General features: G+C 45.9%; 20 protein-coding genes. 6 read left to right on the top strand and 14 right to left on the bottom strand.

Annotated elements, in window-relative coordinates; genetic code table 11:
• Window positions 1–21 precede the first annotated feature (21 nt).
• Together WA279_RS14115 and WA279_RS14110 are read left to right on the top strand one after the other, a co-directional pair.
• Window positions 22–579 carry a YfjD family protein gene (locus WA279_RS14115; protein WP_336155716.1) on the top strand — a complete coding sequence of 186 codons (558 nt, stop codon included), beginning with the start codon at window positions 22–24 and terminating at the stop codon, window positions 577–579.
• Between the two features lie 49 nt (window positions 580–628).
• A complete protein-coding gene (locus WA279_RS14110) occupies window positions 629–958 on the top strand; it encodes a YnfA family protein (RefSeq protein WP_010886445.1) in 330 nt (109 codons plus the stop codon).
• Between the two features lie 35 nt (window positions 959–993).
• Here the strand turns inward: WA279_RS14110 and WA279_RS14105 are convergent, their stop codons facing one another.
• The 12 genes from WA279_RS14105 to WA279_RS14050 all read right to left on the bottom strand — a co-directional run bounded on the left by WA279_RS14105 (window position 994) and on the right by WA279_RS14050 (window position 14318).
• On the bottom strand, window positions 994–1173 hold the full coding sequence (locus WA279_RS14105; protein WP_015383119.1) for a small acid-soluble spore protein H: 180 nt from the start codon (window positions 1171–1173) through the stop codon (window positions 994–996).
• Between the two features lie 54 nt (window positions 1174–1227).
• Window positions 1228–3042, bottom strand: a complete 1815-nt coding sequence (gene acoR, locus WA279_RS14100; RefSeq protein WP_336155714.1) for an acetoin dehydrogenase operon transcriptional activator AcoR — start codon at window positions 3040–3042, stop codon at window positions 1228–1230.
• Window positions 3043–3157: 115 nt separating this feature from the next.
• Entirely contained in the window at window positions 3158–4534 is a 1377-nt protein-coding gene (gene acoL / locus WA279_RS14095; RefSeq protein WP_251188089.1) for an acetoin dehydrogenase complex dihydrolipoyl dehydrogenase, read from the bottom strand.
• A gap of 20 nt (window positions 4535–4554) precedes the next feature.
• Window positions 4555–5751 (bottom strand): acetoin dehydrogenase complex dihydrolipoyllysine-residue acetyltransferase, encoded by a 1197-nt coding sequence (gene acoC / locus WA279_RS14090; protein WP_251188088.1) that lies wholly within the window; start codon window positions 5749–5751, stop codon window positions 4555–4557.
• Between the two features lie 13 nt (window positions 5752–5764).
• Window positions 5765–6793, bottom strand: coding sequence for an acetoin:2,6-dichlorophenolindophenol oxidoreductase subunit beta (gene acoB / locus WA279_RS14085; RefSeq protein ID WP_047182289.1), 1029 nt, complete (start codon window positions 6791–6793; stop codon window positions 5765–5767).
• A 3-nt stretch (window positions 6794–6796) separates the two neighbouring features.
• The gene (gene acoA / locus WA279_RS14080; RefSeq protein WP_003242898.1) at window positions 6797–7798 is read right to left on the bottom strand and encodes an acetoin:2,6-dichlorophenolindophenol oxidoreductase subunit alpha; all 1002 of its coding nucleotides are present in this window, start codon (window positions 7796–7798) and stop codon (window positions 6797–6799) included.
• Between the two features lie 230 nt (window positions 7799–8028).
• Window positions 8029–8718 (bottom strand): YfjL-like protein, encoded by a 690-nt coding sequence (locus WA279_RS14075; protein ID WP_041339077.1) that lies wholly within the window; start codon window positions 8716–8718, stop codon window positions 8029–8031.
• A 29-nt stretch (window positions 8719–8747) separates the two neighbouring features.
• Window positions 8748–9200, bottom strand: a complete 453-nt coding sequence (locus WA279_RS14070; RefSeq protein ID WP_336155713.1) for a DUF6884 domain-containing protein — start codon at window positions 9198–9200, stop codon at window positions 8748–8750.
• 175 nt (window positions 9201–9375) lie between these two features.
• On the bottom strand, window positions 9376–10353 hold the full coding sequence (locus WA279_RS14065; protein WP_086344577.1) for a tRNA dihydrouridine synthase: 978 nt from the start codon (window positions 10351–10353) through the stop codon (window positions 9376–9378).
• A 748-nt stretch (window positions 10354–11101) separates the two neighbouring features.
• On the bottom strand, window positions 11102–11386 hold the full coding sequence (locus WA279_RS14060; protein ID WP_336155712.1) for a YfzA family protein: 285 nt from the start codon (window positions 11384–11386) through the stop codon (window positions 11102–11104).
• A 552-nt stretch (window positions 11387–11938) separates the two neighbouring features.
• Window positions 11939–13339, bottom strand: a complete 1401-nt coding sequence (gene rlmD, locus WA279_RS14055; protein ID WP_038829508.1) for a 23S rRNA (uracil(1939)-C(5))-methyltransferase RlmD — start codon at window positions 13337–13339, stop codon at window positions 11939–11941.
• 115 nt (window positions 13340–13454) lie between these two features.
• The gene (locus WA279_RS14050) at window positions 13455–14318 is read right to left on the bottom strand and encodes a DNA-3-methyladenine glycosylase family protein (protein WP_336155711.1); all 864 of its coding nucleotides are present in this window, start codon (window positions 14316–14318) and stop codon (window positions 13455–13457) included.
• 117 nt (window positions 14319–14435) lie between these two features.
• Between WA279_RS14050 and corA the strand changes: the two genes are divergently transcribed.
• Together corA and WA279_RS14040 are read left to right on the top strand one after the other, a co-directional pair.
• A complete protein-coding gene (gene corA / locus WA279_RS14045; RefSeq protein ID WP_070548711.1) occupies window positions 14436–15395 on the top strand; it encodes a magnesium/cobalt transporter CorA in 960 nt (319 codons plus the stop codon).
• 98 nt (window positions 15396–15493) lie between these two features.
• Window positions 15494–16354: an NAD(P)-dependent oxidoreductase gene (locus WA279_RS14040; RefSeq protein WP_336155710.1), complete on the top strand. Its 861-nt coding sequence runs from the start codon at window positions 15494–15496 to the stop codon at window positions 16352–16354.
• A 37-nt stretch (window positions 16355–16391) separates the two neighbouring features.
• Here the strand turns inward: WA279_RS14040 and pdaA are convergent, their stop codons facing one another.
• Together pdaA and WA279_RS14030 are read right to left on the bottom strand one after the other, a co-directional pair.
• Window positions 16392–17183 carry a delta-lactam-biosynthetic de-N-acetylase gene (gene pdaA / locus WA279_RS14035; RefSeq protein WP_003244439.1) on the bottom strand — a complete coding sequence of 264 codons (792 nt, stop codon included), beginning with the start codon at window positions 17181–17183 and terminating at the stop codon, window positions 16392–16394.
• A 101-nt stretch (window positions 17184–17284) separates the two neighbouring features.
• Window positions 17285–17470, bottom strand: a complete 186-nt coding sequence (locus tag WA279_RS14030; RefSeq protein ID WP_003223132.1) for an SE1561 family protein — start codon at window positions 17468–17470, stop codon at window positions 17285–17287.
• A 144-nt stretch (window positions 17471–17614) separates the two neighbouring features.
• Between WA279_RS14030 and yfkAB the strand changes: the two genes are divergently transcribed.
• On the top strand, window positions 17615–18736 hold the full coding sequence (gene yfkAB, locus WA279_RS14025) for a radical SAM/CxCxxxxC motif protein YfkAB (RefSeq protein WP_003233655.1): 1122 nt from the start codon (window positions 17615–17617) through the stop codon (window positions 18734–18736).
• Entirely contained in the window at window positions 18737–19579 is an 843-nt protein-coding gene (gene mscC, locus WA279_RS14020; RefSeq protein WP_336155709.1) for a mechanosensitive ion channel protein MscC, read from the top strand. It begins immediately after the preceding gene.
• The last annotated feature ends 37 nt before the right edge of the window (window positions 19580–19616 follow it).

The raw sequence follows: 19616 nt of genomic DNA, 5'->3' as shown, positions 1-19616 counted from the left end.
AGCGATAAAGGAGAATAGCAATTGAAAAACAATGAAGTAATTAAGGTCAAAAGCAGACTGTTTTTTAGAATATGGCTGTTCCTCGCTACAGGGGGCGCCTTTATTGTGGGAGTCTGGCTGGTGTCTGAAGCTCTCACGTTTGAATCTAAATATGCCCTGCTTTATTTGGGCGGCGGATTACTGGCGATAATTTATGGATTGATCACATTCTTTATGGCTTTTCCTGCGTTCACAAGCCGTGGAAATGTCATTTTCAGCATAAAGACCGGACCTAGTGGCGAGATCTTTTCGAGAAAGCGCAGCGTGCTGTTTTCCGAGGTGAAGCGGCTTTATATGGGACGTCATCAATACAGTTTGAAAGGGATCTTTTTTGAGGATATTATCATCGAGAAAACAGACGGGAAAATCGTTCGCATCCCTACCTGGAACATCATCGCGAATCCGCTTTTTTTCGAAGCGGTTGAACGCTATATCCTTCCCCATTTGAATGAAGAGGCTCAAAACAATTGGATCAGCCAATTTACAGAGGTTCAGCGAAAAGCGTATTTGAAGGAATTTGAGAATCATCCGAAGCTTTAAAAGCTCTCCTCCTCTATAATGAATGATAAATGCAAATTGAGGAGTGCTCATGATGCTGATTACCATTCTTTTATTTCTCGCGGCAGGGCTTGCTGAAATTGGCGGCGGATATCTGGTTTGGCTATGGCTGAGAGAGGCAAAGCCAGCCGGCTACGGAATCGCCGGGGCGCTGATCCTCATTGTATACGGCATTCTTCCGACGTTTCAGTCCTTCCCTTCCTTCGGCCGTGTATACGCCGCTTATGGCGGAGTATTCATCGTGCTTGCTGTCCTGTGGGGATGGCTTGTTGACCGGAAAACACCTGATCTGTATGACTGGATCGGCGCATTCATTTGTCTCATCGGTGTCTGTGTTATTTTATTTGCGCCGCGCGGATAACAAAATGGCCTGCTTATGAAGCGGGCCATTTTTGTTTAATCCTCTTTTAAGTTAGTCAGCTGCACTTCATGCTCCTCTTGCGGTTCGTCAAGCGGATAAATTCTTGCTGTTCCGTTTTCTTCATTCACGTGCTGAATGTATATAGGAACGCCGTTGTATGTTACTTTTTTCATATCGGGAGATTCTACAATTTCTTTCGCCCTTTGAATATTCATCGTAAACACCCTCCTTCAATACATAACGTTTCCATTTCCTGAAGGAAGTATGCTTTATGATTCAGCGGACAAGTTGAATTTTTTCAGGCGTTTGTAGAAAGTGCTACGGGGGATCCCGCTGATTTTGGCAGCTTGAGAGACGTTTCCTTTTGCAGATTCAAGTGCTTTGATCATCATATCCTTTTGGATTTGCTCACGAAAAGTAAGCACTCCGGCAGCAGCCGGCTTTTTTTCTGAAGAGCTGGCCGGCAATCCAGCAGCTTCCAGTAAAGCGGGTAGCGGTTCATCCCTCAGCTTGCCGTCCGGAAATCTGATAGAAAGACGTTCAAATACATTAAACAGCTCGCGAATATTTCCCGGCCACTTCCATTGCTTCAGCACATTACAAAAATCAGAAGGAAGTTCGCCTGGCCAATGATTCTTCTGTTTGTAGTACTCAAAGAGGTCCGGGATATCCTCGGTGCGATCGCGTAATGGAGGGAGTTCAATTGGATAGACATGAAGACGGTAAAACAAGTCCTCTCTGATTTTTCCGTTTTCAGCAAGCTCGCGTAAATCACAATGTGTGGCGGCAATAACTCTGATATCAACCGGAATTTCTTTCGTCCCGCCGATTGGCGTTATCTTGCGTTCCTGAAGCACTCGTAAAAGCGCAACCTGCATCGAGTGGGAAATTTCTCCGATTTCATCTAAAAATAATGTGCCTTGATTCGCTTTTTGAAAGGCGCCCTTATAGCCATTTCGTTTCGCTCCCGTAAAAGCGCCCTCTGCATATCCGAACAGTTCGCTTTCAATCAAATCAGACGGAATCGCTCCGCAATTGACAGCAACAAACGGACCGTGCCGTCTCTCACTGTTCTCATGAATCGCGCGAGCCGCGACTTCCTTTCCCGTACCAGTTTCACCCGACAAACAGACCGTTGCATCTGCCGCAGCTGCACGTTCAAGGTTCATCAGCATCGCTTGCGATCGGCCGCTTTGCCCGATCACTCCATTGAATCGAAACACCTTCTTTTTCTTATGTTCCGAAAGATAAAAACAAGTGCCGCCATCTCCTATGGTGACAGCTTTTTCGATTGAGTAGCCACGTTCCTTCAACTCATACAGGTGCCGGCCCTGCCAATCAGGCATTGAGGTTCGAATCGGTATGCTCGCACTGATGATGTGCTGCTTGTTGCATAGCACCATCGGCACACTGGATGCAGCCCTCTCTCCAAAACGGCTGATCAGCTCGAGCTCTTTCTCACGGCTTTTTGCTGCGAGTTCCCGTTCAGCTGCATAGGCGATCGCAGTGGCAATACCGAGCATATGAGGATGAGCGCCTGCCGCCGGACACGATATGTCAATCACACCCGCAAGGCTGCCATCCTCATGGTGAATCGGAGCGGCTGAACAGTTCCAAAGATGGGAAGCAATGGAGTAATGCTCTGATCCTTGTATCGCAACCGGCTCGCTGATGTGGAGCGCTGTGCCAATCGCATTTGTTCCGACAGCCGTTTCCGTCCAGCATGCCCCTTCAACAAAGTTGATGCGTTTGGCTTCATAGAGCGCGCGGGGATGGCCGTCCAATGCCAGAACAACACCGTCTGAATCAATTAACAGCGCCATCATTTCCATTTCTTTTATGGCAGGCAGCAGTTTTTCGAGGTAAGGCTTTGCGGTCGTCAAGAAGAATGAATGTTTTTTTGACTGCTGATCCAGCTCCGTTTGCTGTAAAACCTTCGGGCCTTTTTCTAAATAAGGATTGACCTCAGCTTTTTTGCAGCGATGCCATGACTCGGCAATCCGTTTTCTTAATCGGGCTTCGTCAAGCACACCGTCTTTCACAAAACGTTTCCAGGTTTGCAAATCGTTTGGGACCGAATTCATTTCCTTGATCGCTCCTCCCTTACACGCCGTTTTCATCTATTGTAGGGGAAAAATAAAGCGCTTTCAACAATAAAAAAGCAGGCACCTTATATCCATGCGCCTGCTTTTTCCTTTATTATGCATGTACCGCAAGGCCGATCGTGCTCAACAGCGCCTCATGCAATGTTTCCGATAAAGTCGGATGGGCGGCGATAAAATGCTCCGCCATATCTGCCGTCATCTCACCATTCATGATCGCTGCCGCTTGGCCGATGAGCTCGGTTACATCCGGGCCAATCATCGAGACACCCACGATTTCGCCGAATTCCGGTTCAGCCACGATTTTGACCTTTCCTTCCGCTTGTTGTTTAATGAGCGCCTTGCCGTTTGCGGAAAAAGGAAATTCGCCAATTTTCACATCGCCGTATATGCTTCTTGCCTGTCGTTCTGTCATTCCGATACACGCGATTTCCGGGGACGTATAGATGCAGCGCGGCACATGTTTCTCATTGATTTTGACATCCCTTCCGGAAGCATGAGAAGCAGCGATGATGCCCTCATGGAAAGCGGCATGCGCGAGCTGAATGCCCCCTATAGCATCTCCGCACGCGTAAATATGAGGCACGTTCGTCTGCATGTGCCCATTCACCGGAATGCCCTTTGGAGAAAAATCAACTCCGGCCTGTTCCAGCTGCAATCCGTCAAGACGGGGTTTTCTGCCGATCGCCACCAGCACATAATCGGCCTTCGTTTTAAACTCTCGCTGACCGCTTTTCCATATTGCCGTTTTGGCCGTTTGATCCACCCGTTCTAACCGGGATGAGGTATGCACTTCAACACCATCTTCCTCTAGCTTTTCCTGAAAGAGACGGGCAATATCTTCATCTTCAGCCGGGATCAGCTGGTCCGCTGTTTCAATGATGGTCACCTTCGATCCCAATCTGGCGAACAGCCCTGCATACTCACACCCGATGACACCGCCGCCGACAATGACTAGTGAAGACGGAATCTCGGAAAGAGAAAGCGCGTCTTTGCTGTCGAGGATCCATTCGCCGTCAAACGGAGCGAAAGGCAGCTCGATTGGCTCTGATCCGGAGGCAATTAATACTTGATCAGCCTCTCTGATTTCTTTTCCGTTTTCTCCTTCGATTAAGAGCTTTCTTTCAGAAAGAAAGGAGGCTGTTCCCTTTACAACCTGTATTTGATTTTTCTTCATTAGGTACTGAACGCCTTGGACAAGCTGACTGACAACCTGTTGTTTTCGGCTTTGCATTTTACTCCAATCGACTGATATCGCACCTGCCGGAAGTTCGATCCCAAAGCTGTCGGCATGCTTGATTTTATCAAGAACGTTTGCGCTTTCTAACAAAGACTTTGTCGGGATGCAGCCTTCATTCAGGCAGGTCCCCCCAAGCTTGCCTTTGTCAATAAGCAGCACGTTTCTGCCCTGCTGTGCCGCGGAAACCGCAGCCGCATAGCCTGCAGGTCCGCCGCCGATAATGGCTAATGTCATGTCGTTTTCACCTGCTTTTCCTATAAAATTAATGCTGCGGGTTCTTCCAAATATGTTTTCATCGCCTTCAGGAATGCAGCGGCTGGGGCGCCGTCACACGCTCTGTGATCAAATGTCAGGCTGAGCGGCAGGATTGTGCTTCTGACGATCTCCTCCCCTTGATACACCGGCGTGTCATAGCTTGCTCCGATGCCGAGAATGCCTGTTTCCGGCGGATTTAGTATCGGTGTGAAATGCTCAACTCCAAACGCGCCAAGGTTTGTAATGGAGAAGGTAGAGCCTTGCAGTTCTTCGCTTCCCGCACGTCCCTCGCGTGCTTTTTTGGCATTTTCTGAGATAGATTGAGCCAGTTCAATCAGCGATAGCTTTTCAGCATGGCGGATCACAGGCACCACTAAGCCATTTTCCAAGGCTACAGCCATACCAAGGTGCACATGAGGATGTGTGATGATGCGCTCATTTTGATAAAAGCTGTTCAGCACAGGGTGAGCTTGCAGAGCGAGAACGGCGGCTCTTGAGACAAAATGAGTGATCGTCAGTTTTGTGCCGTATCTCTCTTCCGCAGTTGGTGAAAGCTGTTTTTGAAGAGTGGCAAGCTTGGTGATATCAGCTTTCATTGTGATCGTCAGCTGCGCGCTGTTTGCCAAGCTTTCCTGCATTCGGGCAGCGATGACCTTTCTCATGCCTGTCACCGGGATTTCCTGCGCATTCTGCTCCGACACAGGCTTTGCCTGATCTTTTTTCTGTTCAGCAAGGGCCTTTGTCACGTCATCCTTCACGATTCGTCCGCCTGGTCCAGTTCCTTTCAGCTGTTTTAGGTCTAATCCTGCTTTTTCTGCTATTTTCCTGGCGACTGGAGATATTTTCATTCGATCTTTTTTGGAGGCTGCGGGTTTGTTTTCTTGTTTGACGGGCTGAACGGCTTGCGGCACACTGTCTTCAGCAACAGGCGCGCTCGCCTCTTCCTGCACCGACTCATTGGCGTCCCCGATATAGCAGATTGCTGTGCCGGGCGGAACCTCTTCTCCCTCTTTCACTTTGATATCGATCAGCGTTCCTTTTTCAGGCGCTTCGATCTCCATTTCAATTTTCTCCGATTGAATGCTGGCAATGCTTTCTCCCTTTTCAACCGGGTCGCCTACTTTTTTATTCCATATCGATACTTCCCCTTGTTTCATGGCCATTCCCAATTTTGGCATCACTACTTTTACCGCCATTTGTGTCCCCCCTTTAATTCATTGCCGGCTCGCCAAGCAATTCAAGCGTGACCCTGACAATTTTATCTGGTGTCGGCAAATATTGATCTTCAAGCACTGGTGAAAACGGAACCGGTGTATGCGGCGCTGTAATCCGTTTAATCGGCGCATCAAGCAAATCAAAGCCCTTGTCAGCAACAAGCGCAGCAATATCCGTGGCAATGCTGCATCGCGGATTGGCTTCATCAATGATGATCAGCCGGTTTGTTTTTTCTAACGATGTGAAAATCGCATCCTCATCCAGAGGAGACAGACTGCGGGGATCAAGCACCTCGGCTTCGATGCCCCTCTCTGAAAGCTGTGCAGCCGCTTCAAGCGCGGTATTGACCTGCTTGCCGACTGCAAATAGCGTGACATCCTTGCCTTCACGTTTGATGTCCGCCTTTCCGAGGGGAATTGTATAATAATCTTCCGGCACCTCGCCCTTCATGTTGTAGGACGTTTTGTCTTCAAAGAAGAACACCGGATCATTATCTTCTATTGCTGCAAGCAGAAGACCTTTGGCATCATACGGATTGGATGGAACAACCGTCTTCAGTCCAGGGATGCTCGTGAAAAGGCCATACAGCGCTTGCGAATGCTGGGCAGCGGCCCGGAACCCTGCTCCGTATGTGGTGCGGACAGTAATCGGCACTTGCGCTTTTCCGCCAAACATATAACGGAATTTCGCCCCTTGGTTGATCACCTGATCAAAGCACGTGCCGATAAAATCGTTAAACATCAGCTCGGCAATCGGTCTCAAACCGGTTGATGCCGCAGCCATAGCCGCACCCATATAGCCCGCCTCAGAAATCGGAGTGTCCAGCACTCTTGTACGCCCGAATTCCTGTACGAGTCCCTTTGTGACCCCTAATACACCGCCCCATGCTTCATCATCCTGCAAATGATCGACCGCCGCTCCCCCGGCGACATCCTCACCGATCAAAAGCACATTTTCGTCTTTTCTCATCGCAAGCTTCATTGCTTCATTGATCGCGTCTGACATGCTTATGACTCTCGCCATCTCTTACATTCCTCCTTTTTCATATGACACGTACACATCTGTCAGCAGCTCCGAATCTTTTGGATATGGACTGTCTTCGCTGAACGAAACGGCTTTTTCAATCGATTCGCTGACACGCTGTTCAATGTCTGACAGCTTATTAGCATCTGTTTCTTTTAAAAGGTAGTTTTTAAAACCTTGAATGGCATCCTTTTCTTCAAGGTGCTCAACTCTTTCATCCTTCGTTTTATAGGTTTGGGCATCTCCTTCGAAATGGCCGTAGTTTCTGTAGGTCATACATTCAATCAAAGATGGGCCTCCGCCGTTTCTTGCTCTTTCTATCGCTTCCTCGGCTGCCTGGTAAACTGCTAAAATATCTTTGCCGTCAACTGTAACCCCCGGCATGTTATAAGCAGCCGCCCGATCGGCGATTGAATCACAGGCTGATGCGTACTCAAATGGGGTGGCTTCGCCATAGCCGTTATTTTCGGCGACAAACACGACAGGAAGGTTCCATACAGCCGCTAAATTCAGCCCTTCGTGGAAGGTGCCTTGGTTATTTGCCCCGTCTCCGAAAAAGCAAACGCTTACATTTTTAGTTTGTTTATATTTAGCCGTGAGCGCTGATCCGCATGCGAGCGTAAAGCCGCCCCCGACGATTCCATTTGCGCCTAACATGCCTTTATCAAGATCCGCAATGTGCATAGAACCGCCCTTGCCTTTGCACAATCCGGTCGCTTTCCCGAAAATTTCCGCCATCATGCCGTCCAGGTCACAGCCTTTGGCGATACAATGTCCATGTCCCCTGTGGGTGCTTGTAATGCTGTCGCCATCATGTAAATGAGCGCACACCCCTACAGCCACGGCTTCCTCACCGGCATATAAATGAACGAATCCGGGAAGCACTCCCTGGGCGAACAGTTCATGCACTTTGTCTTCAAAGCCCCTGATCTCCAGCATCTTTTGGTACATCCACAGCGCTTTTTCCTCAGTTAATGACAAGCCTTCTCGTTTTAACAATTTCATTTTGTGCGCCTCCTTCTATTTAGGGTTCACCATTATAAATGCAAGAAGTGTGCCAGTCTTTTGAGCCCGTAAAATCAGTCTTCTCGTCTTCACCTTGGAGACAGTTTGAGACGTGTGTCTCGTTTTGTCTCAAACTGATTCATTTGTCTCGTTTTACAGCATGCAAAAAAAGACCGGATATCACCCGGCCTTTGACAATGATCGACGTATTTATTTCCTTGGAAATCTTTTTAACTTCCTAGTTCCTCTGCATCGTTTGACTGAATAGCTGCTTTTGAAAGAAAATCAATTGAATATTTAACATATCCGATACCGCCGTTCCCGTCCTTCTGCATACAGTCTATCGTGCCGTTTGAGTATGTATATCCCTTTTCATTAAGCGTTTTTCTGACCGTTTCCGCCATCTTTGCGGCATCTGTTTTTGATAACCCGCTGGCGTCTAACTGAATCGTCATGCTCATAGGCGCTTTTTCAGCCAGCTGTTTGTTCCATTTTGTATCTAACGTGAACTGTCCGTTTTCAATACTCAAAGCAGCATCAGCTTTTATAAGTCGAGGAACCGCTTTTTTCAGATCTGCTTCGATTGCCTTCGTTGCTTCTTCATTTACATGTTTTGATACTGATTCGGTATACGCTTCTTCAATTCCATCGCACGTTACTTTAGGATGCAGAAATCCCTTCGTACACATTGGGTAGCGATGAGATTGGGAGGTTGCTTCGAATACATATTCAGAGGTTTTAGCGTTATATACCCCATTCGTGATCTTGATTTCTTTCTTAGGATAGGTTTGTTTCACATAAGAGACTAGCTTCTGTTCTGCAGCATTTTTCGAAAATGGATCACCGAACCATACATGATAGATATATAGTCCGCATCCGAATAACGCAATGGCAAGCAAGCCAAACACAAGTTTTTTCATGTTCCCACTCTTTTCCACATATGTACGAGCTACAGTTCATGCTTTTCTTCAACAGCCCGGTTCAGCGCTTGGAGCATATAGCCTATGCCTTTGTACGATGATAGCGGCCAGCTGATATGCTGGTGTTCTCCGATGACGGCGTTTAGAATGCTTCGATATTTTTTTCCGCCAAGCATGACTAGCTCTTCGATATCAGAAAAGCCTTTTTCGTGAAATTGACGGCGCAGCTCGTCCGCTGTCATGATTTCCAGATGACCGGTGCCAAAAGTGACATCGTAATTTCCCGAAACGAAATCATTAGGGCGGAGGAACCCGTGCTTCGCAGACAAAATCACCCACTCATCGAAAAATGCTTTCGCATACCGCTCGCACGCCTGATGAAACGGGCTGAGATAAGCGTCCTCTGCTCTTACCGGCCCGGCATCAGGCTGGACGTCCCAGATTTTTTTCTTGCCGCAGGGGATGATGCATAGTCGTTTCATTTTCCTCTCCCCTTTATAAGATATCTCCACTAAATATACCATTATTTACTTACAATAAATTAGAGAAAAGACAGGCTGAGTAAAAGCTGCGTACAAAAAAGACCCGGATTTACCGAAAATCCAGGTTTATTTTAGTCAAGAATGGTGTTAGCCTTTTTTGAATCAAGCACTGCTGTTATTCTACCCCATCAAGATACTTTCTCTCAAAGTCGTCGAGCAATGCACGCACTTCATCTGTTGACTTTGTGTTCATGCATTGATTTCTTAATTCACTTGCCCCTCGGAACCCGCGGAGATAAATTTTGAAAAAGCGAGGAAGAGGCTTGTACGGACGGGCTTCTAATGCTGAATATTTATCATGAAGATCCAGATGCAGCCTTAAGAGATCAAGCAATTCCTTGCTGCTATGCTCTTTCGGCTCCTTTTCAAAGGCAAATGGATTTGTAAAAATACCGCGCCCTATCATAATTCCATCGACGCCGTATTGTTCAGCAAGTTTCAAGCCAGTTTGGCGGTCAGGGATATCCCCGTTTATTGTTAACAATGTATCTGGTGCCACCTCATCACGAAGTTTCTTAATCTCCGGGATGAGCTCCCAATGCGCATCTACTTTGCTCATTTCTGCCCTTGTACGCAGATGAATAGAAAGATTCGCAATATCCTGTTTCAAAATGTGTGTCAGCCACTCGCGCCATTCATCCACATCCGTGTATCCAAGTCTTGTCTTCACGCTTACAGGCAATCCCCCTGCTTTTGCAGCTTGTATTAATTCTGCTGCAACTGCAGGACGGCAAATAAGGCCGCTTCCCTTTCCATTCCCTGCCACATTAGGTACAGGGCAGCCCATATTGATATCTAAGCCTTTAAATCCTAACTCTGCCATGCCAATACTCATTTTACGGAAGTTTTCAGGCTTATCCCCCCATATGTGGGCTACCATTGGCTGTTCATCCTCTGTAAAAGTCAAACGGCCGCGCACGCTATCCTTCCCATCCGGGTGGCAATAGCTCTCTGAGTTTGTGAACTCTGTAAAAAACACATCCGGTCTGCCTGCTTCACTTACTACATGCCGGAAAACTACATCTGTCACATCTTCCATTGGTGCCAGTACAAAAAACGGCCGTGGTAATTCACGCCAGAAATTTTCTGTCATAACAAAAATCAAATCCTTTCATTAGGGGATACAGCTATACCTGTATCTCAATATTAAAAAACTGACCATGCTTTCTTTTTACACTTATCGCATGCGAAAGCATTTCTTATCAATCTATAGTAAATTTTGAACATTTCACGTGGGATGATTATCTACCCTATTTTTTATATTGTGGTTAACTCGCGCTGACCTTCGTCTATCTTAGTGGCCTTACTTTTGAACTTTTGGATAAAAAGGATTCCAACCTAAATAGAATATCATATGAGTTCTCCATATTACCAACGCAAAATAATTGCCCTGTTATTGAAGATAAGATATTTAACACTACACCATATCCGTATCTCTATATCATATTTGCGGAAAAACTAACTTCAAGAGATAAACTTTGATTAAGCAAATTGAGTTGGGGGTGGTATAACTGAGTACTCGAGAGAATGAAAAAACCTACTTAAGCTGCTACCACTTGTGAATCACATGGAGTAAAGAGGATGAGAAGAGAAAATAAACCCTTATTTAAAAGAATTCAAGAACTTCAATCTGAATCATTTGGGATTTGCTCATGATTTAGAAAATAACCAACGCAGCAAGTGGCAACCTACTATATATTTATATAGGGTTATAATTCGGTAATCCTGATCCAGAACCAATAAAATAGACTGCTGACTAAGTGTCGCAGTCTTCACTCATAAGATAATTAAGAAAGTGTTCATTTTCTTTCATCATTAATAAGGCATCAGAAGTTATTGCTTTAATTTCGAATATCCTTTGTTATACCTGTAATTATTTGTATAATAGTGAAAACTCCCAAGAAAACAGTAATAATATTAAACCATGGATTATTATAGAATGAAAGATATGTTTGAAAGAAATCTAGTTCAACTATGTTTGCTGGGAATCCATTCATTTCTCTATACTTAGGACCCCATCCCGTTAATTCTACAAAATTAAAATAAAGCCGAGATACTAAAAATGCCAAAAATGTTTGAAACCAACTTCTTTTATATAACGGTCGTTTTTTATATACTTTATCCATTTAGTTATCCATTTCCTTCTCTGCAATACTTTTTAGCCAGTATAACTATTGTTGGTATTACTGTAATAGTTTTTATCGTCTCGGCACTATTATTTTAGTGCTCATACGTTATTCATTTTAAAATGGGGTTGGCCATCATTTTCACCTCTTTCGTTTATTACAATGTTTCAACTTTTTACATCGAATGACTCTTGAAATGATATACGCCATACCTTTCCTTATATTCCTATAATCAATATTTCACACGTAATAACTGCAAGTCAATATATAATTTTACAAATTATGAAAAAATATCTATGATTTTACATCATTTTACTCATGTATTTTAATCATACTGGAAGGAAATTTTTCCGGTTAAATAACGCTGTTTTTCACCCGCTTTTCAACACGTTTTTTCAATTCTTTTCGCCAGTTAAAATAAAGATCTCCGAGAATGAGAAGGAAGATAAAATTGAGAAAAGACAGTTAGGACAAGGGCTGCACATGAAAAAGACCCGGAAATCGGAATTGTTCATACTACCGAAATCTAGGTCTGATTAGGTATTGTTTATTTTAGTTAGACGATTTTAATACAAGTCTCGCCACTGCTTCAACATGCGCCGTCTGCGGAAACATATCGACAGGCTGAATATAGTCCACGCGATAGTCCTTCGACAGCGTCTGCAAATCCTTCGCAAGCGTGGATGGATTGCAGGAAACGTAGACGAAGCGTTTCGGTTTGACTTTTTTGATCGTGTCCAGGAACGTGCTGTCACAGCCGGTTCTTGGCGGGTCTACGATGACGACGTCCGGGCGGAAGCCTTCTTTCGTCCATTTCGGGAGCCAGTGCTCGGCTGTTCCTGTTACGTATGTGGCATTTGCCATGCCGTGTTTTTTGGCGTTTTTCTTGGCATCGTCAATTGATTCCTTGATGACGTCCATGCCACGGACTTCCTTCGCTCCGTCCGCCACCCACATGCCGATAGTGCCGACGCCGCAATACGCATCAACGACTTTTTCTTTTCCGGTCAGCTGCGCCGCTTTCTTCACTTCATCATACAGCTTGACGGTCTGTTCCGGATTGAGCTGGAAGAAAGCGCGGGCGCTCAATTCAAAAGATACGTCGCCGAGCACTTCTTGAATCACTGTTTTTCCGGCGAGCGGTTTTGTTTTCTCACCAAAAATCACTGAAGTTTTCGCACCATTTACATTCTGAATAATGGATTTGACCTCTGGCAATCGCTTTTGAATCGCTTTGACGATTTCTTCCTTGTGCGGAAGCGTTTCTTTTGCGGTTACAAGCACGACCTGCACTTCACCTGTTTCAAAGCCGACTCTCGTCACGATCGTGCGAACGTCGCCTTTTCGTTTTCTTTCATTATAAACAGACACATTGAAGTCCTCTAAAATGCGGCGGACGATGCCTGTTGTTTTGTTCGTTGCCGGATGCTGAACGATACAGTCTTTAATCGGAACGATGTCATGAGAATCAAGGCCGTATAAGCCGGCGATGATGCTGCCGCTTTGCGAGCGCCCGATCTGGAATTGGCTTTTATTGCGGTAATTCCACGGGTTGTCCATGCCAATCGTTTCTTTGATTTCCATGTTTTCAACTTTAAACTTCGTATGGCGTTCAAGAGACTGAATGACGATATCGCGTTTTTCCCGAAGCTGCTGGCTGTATGCAAGGTGCTGAAGCTGACAGCCGCCGCATTGTTCATAAACAGGGCAAGGCGGTGCCACCCGGTGTTCAGACGCCTTGCGGATTTTCTTAATGCGGCCCTCCGAAAACTTAGGCTGGACCTTTGTGGCCTGCACAACAATCTCTTCACCAGGAAGCGCGCCGGGCACGAAGACGACTTTTTTCTTAAAATAGCCGACACCTTCTCCGTTAATGCCGAGACGCTTAATCGTCAGCGGAAAGGTTTGTCCGACCTTCAGTTCGACGGGCGCCTGTTTCTTTTGTTGGTTCACGTTGTTCTCTCCGTTTCTATATGAAGCTTTCTGCGGATGGCAGAAAGTGAAATGGTTTTTTCACATCTTTCTAGTATAACACGTTTGCAGGATTTCCTTCATTGTGGGAGACGAATTATTCTATACTCCTCCACAAATACAAAGACGCATAGCTTAAATAAGGCTCCCACTCCTTGCTCATCGCCAGCATGACATCCTTTGCCGGCTTATCGTCCAGCTGAAAATGGCGTTTGATGGCATTCTGGAGGCCGATATCGGCAAGCGGGAATAAATTGGGACGGCCAAGTCCGAACATGAGGACATTTTGCACGGTCCACGGGCCGATACCCCTGATTTTGATCAGTTTCTTCATAATGTCTTCATCCGCCAGATGCGGCAGCTCTGACAAGCTGAGTGTGCCTTCTGCGATCATCCTTGATGTATCAATAGTGTATTCCGCTTTTCTCATGCTGAATTGCAGATCACGCAGATCCTGATAATCGAGTTCAGCAATCGTTTCCGGCTTTGGGTAGCACCACACGCCATCCTTCTGCTCGCCAAACGCATGTACAAACCGTTCTGTTAGCGTGTAAGCGAAGGAAAGATTAAGCTGCTGGTGGATAATGCATTTCATCATGCAGTTGTACACGCTATAGTCCAGAACAAGCGGTGTCCCGGCATGCTCTTCAAAAATGGCGGACAGGCTCGTTTTTGAAAAGTGATCCAGAACGTCCTGCAAATGATTTTCCCATTGAAAAATCCGCTTGATTTCCTTCATCATTTCTCCCTGATCCGTTTCCCCGCTGACGAGGAACTCAGGATCGCCCGCATGGCCTAACGCCTGTACCTTTAAAATATATACGTCCCCCGCTTGATTTCTGATTGGCACACGGACTTCCCTCGCCTCTCGATCAACAGCACTGAGGGGGTCTAAAGACAGCCTGTCCAGCACGCGGTCAAAATGATACGGAGGCGTGACAGATACTTTTTCCTTCCACATGAGATCCACCCTTTTTCCGTTTTTGTTCAGTATAACATGCCACTGGAATTAGGCAGAGAGTACCGTATACTTTTCTCATAAAGACCGCATGATATAATGGCAGGTGGAGGGTTGTTTATGATCAACATTACCGCAATCACAACAGAGCATCAGCTGCTGAAAAATATACCGATCGAACGAGTGGAACAGCCTGATATTGCATGGTACTGGGTTGATTTTTACGGCCCGGAGGATACGGAAACGGCGTTATTGAGAGATTTTTTTCATTTTCATCCGCTTGCCATTGAGGATTGCTTCCAGCATATGCAGCGGCCGAAGCTTGACCATTATGACGGCTATCGTTTTTACGTGATTCATGCGCTGAATAAGGAAACACTTGAGACGGAGGAAGTCGATATCTTTCAAGGCGAAAAATTTGTCGTCACCTTTCATTTACACGAAACGCCCGGTATCGCTAAAGTCCGGGAGCGTTTGTATGCTTCACCGGATATATTGAAAAAAGGGCCCGGGCATATTTCTTATATGATCATGGATCAGCTTGTTGATGAATATTTTCCTCTCGTGTATAAAATTGAAGACCGGCTGAATGAAATTGAAGAAAGCCGTCCCCACAAAACGTATGGAACGCTGATGAACGAGGTGTTTGAACTCAGAACAGACCTATTGCATTTAAGACGGACAATTATCCCGATGCGTGATTTGCTCTATCGGATTTTAAGCCTTGACCATGTGAAAGAGCAGCGGGAAACGAAAGCCTACTTCAGCGACATATATGATCATTTGTTAAAGTTGTCTGAAATTGTGGAATCCAACCGGGACATGACGTCCGATTTGCGTGACAGCTACGTGACGCTAAACTCAAACCGGATGAATGCGATTATGATGACACTGACGATAGTGTCGACCATTTTCATCCCGCTCACCTTTATTGCCGGTGTATACGGTATGAATTTCGACTTCATGCCGGAGCTGCATTGGAAATACGGATATTTTGCTGTACTTGGCCTGATGGCCGCGCTTGTGATTGGAATGCTGATTTGGTTTGTACATAAAGGATGGTTCAATATTTTTAAATGAGGACAGCGAGCAGCTGTTCTTTTTTGTTGTAAGCCGATCGCTATGCATATTCTGTTCATATTGTTTATAATGGAAAAAATATTCAGGGAGTGATCAGATTGAAAATTGCTGTCATCGGACTCGGCAATATGGGACAGCCCATTGCCCGAAATGTTCTTCAAGCAGGCTACGAATTGACTGTCTATAACCGGACGAAACAAAAGACAGAAGACCTTGTCACAGAAGGCGCACAGGCAGCTGATACGCCGCGGCTGGCGGCGAAGTCCGCTGATATTGTCATCACAATGCTTGCAGATGATGATTCTGTCAGCGCCGTGACATTTGGAGAAGACGGGCTGCTTGAAGGATTAGCAGAGGATGGCATTCACATCTCGATGAGCACGATCAGTGTTGAATTCTCAGAGAAGCTCGCAGCAGCTCATGCAGAGAAAGGACAATTTTTTCTCGCCGCTCCTGTCCTTGGCAGACCGGATGCCGCAGCCAAAGCCGCGCTCCGTATCATAACAGCCGGACCGGCGGAAGCAAAGCAAGCTGCCAAGCCTTTGCTCGACAGCCTGAGCCAGCAGGTATTTGACGTCGGCGAAGAAAGCAAGACGGCAAATGCAGCCAAAATCAGCATCAATTTCTTGCTCGTGTCCATGCTGGAGGCGTTATCTGAATCCTTCTTAATGATGGAGAAATACGGCTTAGAACAAAAACAATTTTTAGAAATCGCCAGCGCGCTCTTTGGTTCTCCAGTCTATCAAAATTACGGAACCATTATGGCCGAGCAGAAATTTGAGCCGGCCGGCTTCAAAATGTCTTTAGGGCTGAAGGATACCAACCTGGCACTCGCCGCCGCAAAACAGGTTTCTGCAAATCTTCCTCTTGCCGAGCTGGCCAAGAGCCATTTTGAAAGCGGGATTGAGAAAGGCTTCGGGGATCTGGACTGGGCCGCACTGATTAAATGTATAAAATAAAGAAAAACCTCTCCGTTTAAGGAGAGGTCTTTCTCTTTTACAAAGACGGCAGCCTCATTTCTTTCTCAAACATCAGATCATCAATGCTTTTAAATGTGTAGCCCTGTTTTTTCAGATCTGTAATCGCGTCATCCAGCGCTTCTGCATTGTCCCTCGATACGGTGTGAAGCAGGTAAATGGCTCCCGGGTGCGCCTGCTTGATCATATGATCGTAGGCATATTTCTTTCCCTTTTGGTTGTTGATTTTCCAATCAACAAAAGCGACCGACCAGAAAACGGTTTGATAGCCGAGGCGTTTCGTTTCTTTCAGTACGTACTCACTGAACACGCCGCGCGGCGGACGCAAGTACAGATTGTCCTGCTTTCCCGTAATTTTATAAACCTCTTCGTTGACTGAATCAAGTTCATCCTGAATCTGATCAGCTGTTTTTGTCGTTAAATCCGGATGGTGAAAGGAATGGTTGCCGATAATATGGCCCTCATCTGACATACGTTTGATCAGCTGAGGCTGGTCCTTTACGAAATGCCCGGTGACAAAAAACGTTCCTGTTACGCGATGTTTTTTTAAGACATCAAGCACTTTTGGCGTATAGCCATTTTCATATCCGTTATCAAACGTTAAGTAAATCGTTTTTTCCTTTGTATTCCCTAAATAAAACGCGTCATATTTTTCAATTAAACTGTTCAGCTGCTTCCCGGCATCTGGCGGCTGATGATTGACACTTCGTTTAAAGCCCCAATTAATCGGCTCATTCGGCACCGCTTCCGCCTGTGCTGCACCTCCGGCAAGCAATACGGCGGCGCAGCATATTGAACACATCCACTTCATGGCCAGCGCTCCTTCTGCATTTTTTCTTATTTTACAGATAGGGGCTTTGTTTTATACTGTTGCTTTATGCCAATAGAAAAAACCGCGGCGGGCGCGCGGTTTTATTCCCAATCTTTTTTAAAACGTTCGTATTTGGCTTCCAAGTCATCAAGCATGCTGATGAGCCTGTCTATATCTTCAACGTCGGTTGCTTCAGGGTCTAATGAATCGATGACGTTCATAAACATGTCAAGTCTGTTCTTTAAATAATCAATCTGCTGATCTTTATTGTTTACGGCGTTCCCCATTCTGTTCCTCCATTCATTTTTTATTATGGTAGCTCATTTTTTGCCGTTTTTCAATCGCCGCGCTACTTGCGATCTTGGCAAATCAGGTCTAAAATTAACTGTTGGCAGCGTTAGTATGCCCATTTATAAAGGAGTTAGATAGTCATGACACAAAACACGAAGCTGCGTCCGATTACGCCCGAGTTTGACCCTTGGGAAGCCTATATGGATGTTGACCAATACGGAGACATGCAGCTGACAAACGTTGAATTCACAACGACGACACTGTGCAATATGAGATGCGAGCATTGTGCTGTAGGCTATACATTGCAGCCTAAAGACCCGAATGCTCTGCCAATAGATCTTCTGTTAAAACGGCTGGAGGAAATCCCGCGCCTCAGATCCATCAGCATCACAGGCGGAGAGCCGATGCTTTCGTTGAAATCAGTAAAAGAATATGTTGTTCCTTTATTGAAATATGCCCATGAACGGGGTGTGCGGACACAAATTAATTCAAATCTGACCCTCGACATCGAGCGGTACGAATGGATCATTCCGTATCTCGATGTGCTACATATTTCTCATAACTGGGGTACAGTTGAAGATTTTGCTGAAATCGGCTTTGCCATGATGGACAGAAAACCGACCTTCGAACAGCGCGCGCGCTATTTTGAAAAAATGATCGAAAACAGCCGCACGCTCGTGGATGCCGGAGTAATGGTATCTGCGGAAACGATGCTGAACAAACGAACTCTTCCGCATATTGAGCATATTCACCGCCAAATCACAGAAGATATGAAATGTCAGCGTCACGAGGTCCACCCAATGTATCCAAGCGATTTCGCAAGCGCTCTTGAATCCCTCAGCTTGAAAGAGATGAGACAGGCCATTCACCGCTTGCTGGATATTCGTGATGAAAATACGTGGATGCTGTTCGGAACGCTGCCGTTTTATGCCTGCAGTCCGGACGAAGACGACCAAAAGCTGCTTCGCCGGCTTCGCGCGGCGAAAAACGTCACAGTGCGAAATGACCCTGACGGCCGGTCCCGCCTGAATGTGAACATTTTCGACGGAAACATTATCGTGACAGATTTCGGTGATACCCCGCCGCTTGGCAACATTCAGACGGACAGCCTCCCTTCCGCCTATGAAAAGTGGAGAGAGACCAAGCTTGCGAAAGAACTGAGTTGCCACTGCCCGAATGTCCGGTGCCTCGGACCGAATGTTCTTGTCAAAAACAGTTATTATCAGGATACAGACTTCACAAAACGTCAAGCCAGGAGTTAGATGCGGATGAAAGAAACACTTACGGAGATTTTTCAAAATAAAATCGTCGATATTCTCCTCGTTGCGGTTATCCTTTGGATCTGTGTCTTTATCATCAACCGGCTGGTACAGCTATTTTTTAAACGGACGGACTTTATTGAAGAAAAAAAGGAAAAAACGATTGAAAGCCTTGTCCGTTCTGTCACCCAATATACGGCAACAATTGGTTTTATCTTTTACGTTATTTCTTTATTTGTGCATGATTTCGGCAAGATATTGGCCGGGGCGGGCGTAGCAGGTATCGTGATCGGTTTTGGCGCCCAATCGCTGATCAAAGATGTGCTGGCTGGTGTGTTCTTAATATATGAACGCCAGCTGCACAAAGGCGATTATGTCACCGTCAACAACTTGTTCAACGGGACAGTGGAGGAAATCGGCCTCCGCTCGCTGCAAATCCGGGAATGGAGCGGGAAGCTGCTCACCATCAGCAACGGCGAGGTCAGACAAATAGAGAACTATAATATTGATTTTATGCGGATTACCGAATCCTTTCTTATCAGCTTTAAAGAAGATCCGGACCGCGTGTACAGCGTGTTGGAAGAGGCATGTGACATGCTGAATGAAGAGCTTCGTGATTCATTGAAGCGGGATGAATTCGGCAATCCGACAGAACCGTTTCAAATCCACGGCATCACCGCATTGAATAAAATCAATCGCGGCGTCGAATTTACGGTTAAAGGCATGGTGAAAGATGATGATTATTTCAGTGCCAGCCTTGCAGTAAGACGGGTTCTCGTTCGCCAGCTCTACCAAAACAATGTGCAAATGCTTGAGGAAGCGGTCCGAATCGAGAGAACCCAATAAACAAAAAAACTGATTCCGAGTTGGAATCAGTTTTTTA

It is taken from the genome of Bacillus sp. 204(2023) (assembly GCF_037027505.1).
In the GTDB taxonomy this organism is placed as follows: Bacteria; Bacillota; Bacilli; order Bacillales; family Bacillaceae; genus Bacillus; species Bacillus subtilis.
This window is presented reverse-complemented; position numbering and strand designations above follow the sequence as displayed.

Coding starts and splice junctions, on each gene's coding strand:
- acoL (WP_251188089.1), bottom strand. CDS start 4,534: ATGACATTAGCCATTATCGGCGGCGGACCTGCAGGCTATGCGGCTGCG.
- WA279_RS14050 (WP_336155711.1), bottom strand. CDS start 14,318: ATGTGGAAGGAAAAAGTATCTGTCACGCCTCCGTATCATTTTGACCGC.
- acoB (WP_047182289.1), bottom strand. CDS start 6,793: ATGGCGAGAGTCATAAGCATGTCAGACGCGATCAATGAAGCAATGAAG.
- mscC (WP_336155709.1), top strand. CDS start 18,737: ATGCGGATGAAAGAAACACTTACGGAGATTTTTCAAAATAAAATCGTC.
- acoA (WP_003242898.1), bottom strand. CDS start 7,798: ATGAAATTGTTAAAACGAGAAGGCTTGTCATTAACTGAGGAAAAAGCG.
- WA279_RS14065 (WP_086344577.1), bottom strand. CDS start 10,353: ATGACAGAAAATTTCTGGCGTGAATTACCACGGCCGTTTTTTGTACTG.
- WA279_RS14030 (WP_003223132.1), bottom strand. CDS start 17,470: ATGGGGAACGCCGTAAACAATAAAGATCAGCAGATTGATTATTTAAAG.
- WA279_RS14110 (WP_010886445.1), top strand. CDS start 629: ATGATGCTGATTACCATTCTTTTATTTCTCGCGGCAGGGCTTGCTGAA.
- WA279_RS14105 (WP_015383119.1), bottom strand. CDS start 1,173: ATGAATATTCAAAGGGCGAAAGAAATTGTAGAATCTCCCGATATGAAA.
- pdaA (WP_003244439.1), bottom strand. CDS start 17,183: ATGAAGTGGATGTGTTCAATATGCTGCGCCGCCGTATTGCTTGCCGGA.
- WA279_RS14075 (WP_041339077.1), bottom strand. CDS start 8,718: ATGAAAAAACTTGTGTTTGGCTTGCTTGCCATTGCGTTATTCGGATGC.
- WA279_RS14060 (WP_336155712.1), bottom strand. CDS start 11,386: ATGGATAAAGTATATAAAAAACGACCGTTATATAAAAGAAGTTGGTTT.
- acoC (WP_251188088.1), bottom strand. CDS start 5,751: ATGGCGGTAAAAGTAGTGATGCCAAAATTGGGAATGGCCATGAAACAA.
- corA (WP_070548711.1), top strand. CDS start 14,436: ATGATCAACATTACCGCAATCACAACAGAGCATCAGCTGCTGAAAAAT.
- acoR (WP_336155714.1), bottom strand. CDS start 3,042: ATGAATTCGGTCCCAAACGATTTGCAAACCTGGAAACGTTTTGTGAAA.
- yfkAB (WP_003233655.1), top strand. CDS start 17,615: ATGACACAAAACACGAAGCTGCGTCCGATTACGCCCGAGTTTGACCCT.
- WA279_RS14070 (WP_336155713.1), bottom strand. CDS start 9,200: ATGAAACGACTATGCATCATCCCCTGCGGCAAGAAAAAAATCTGGGAC.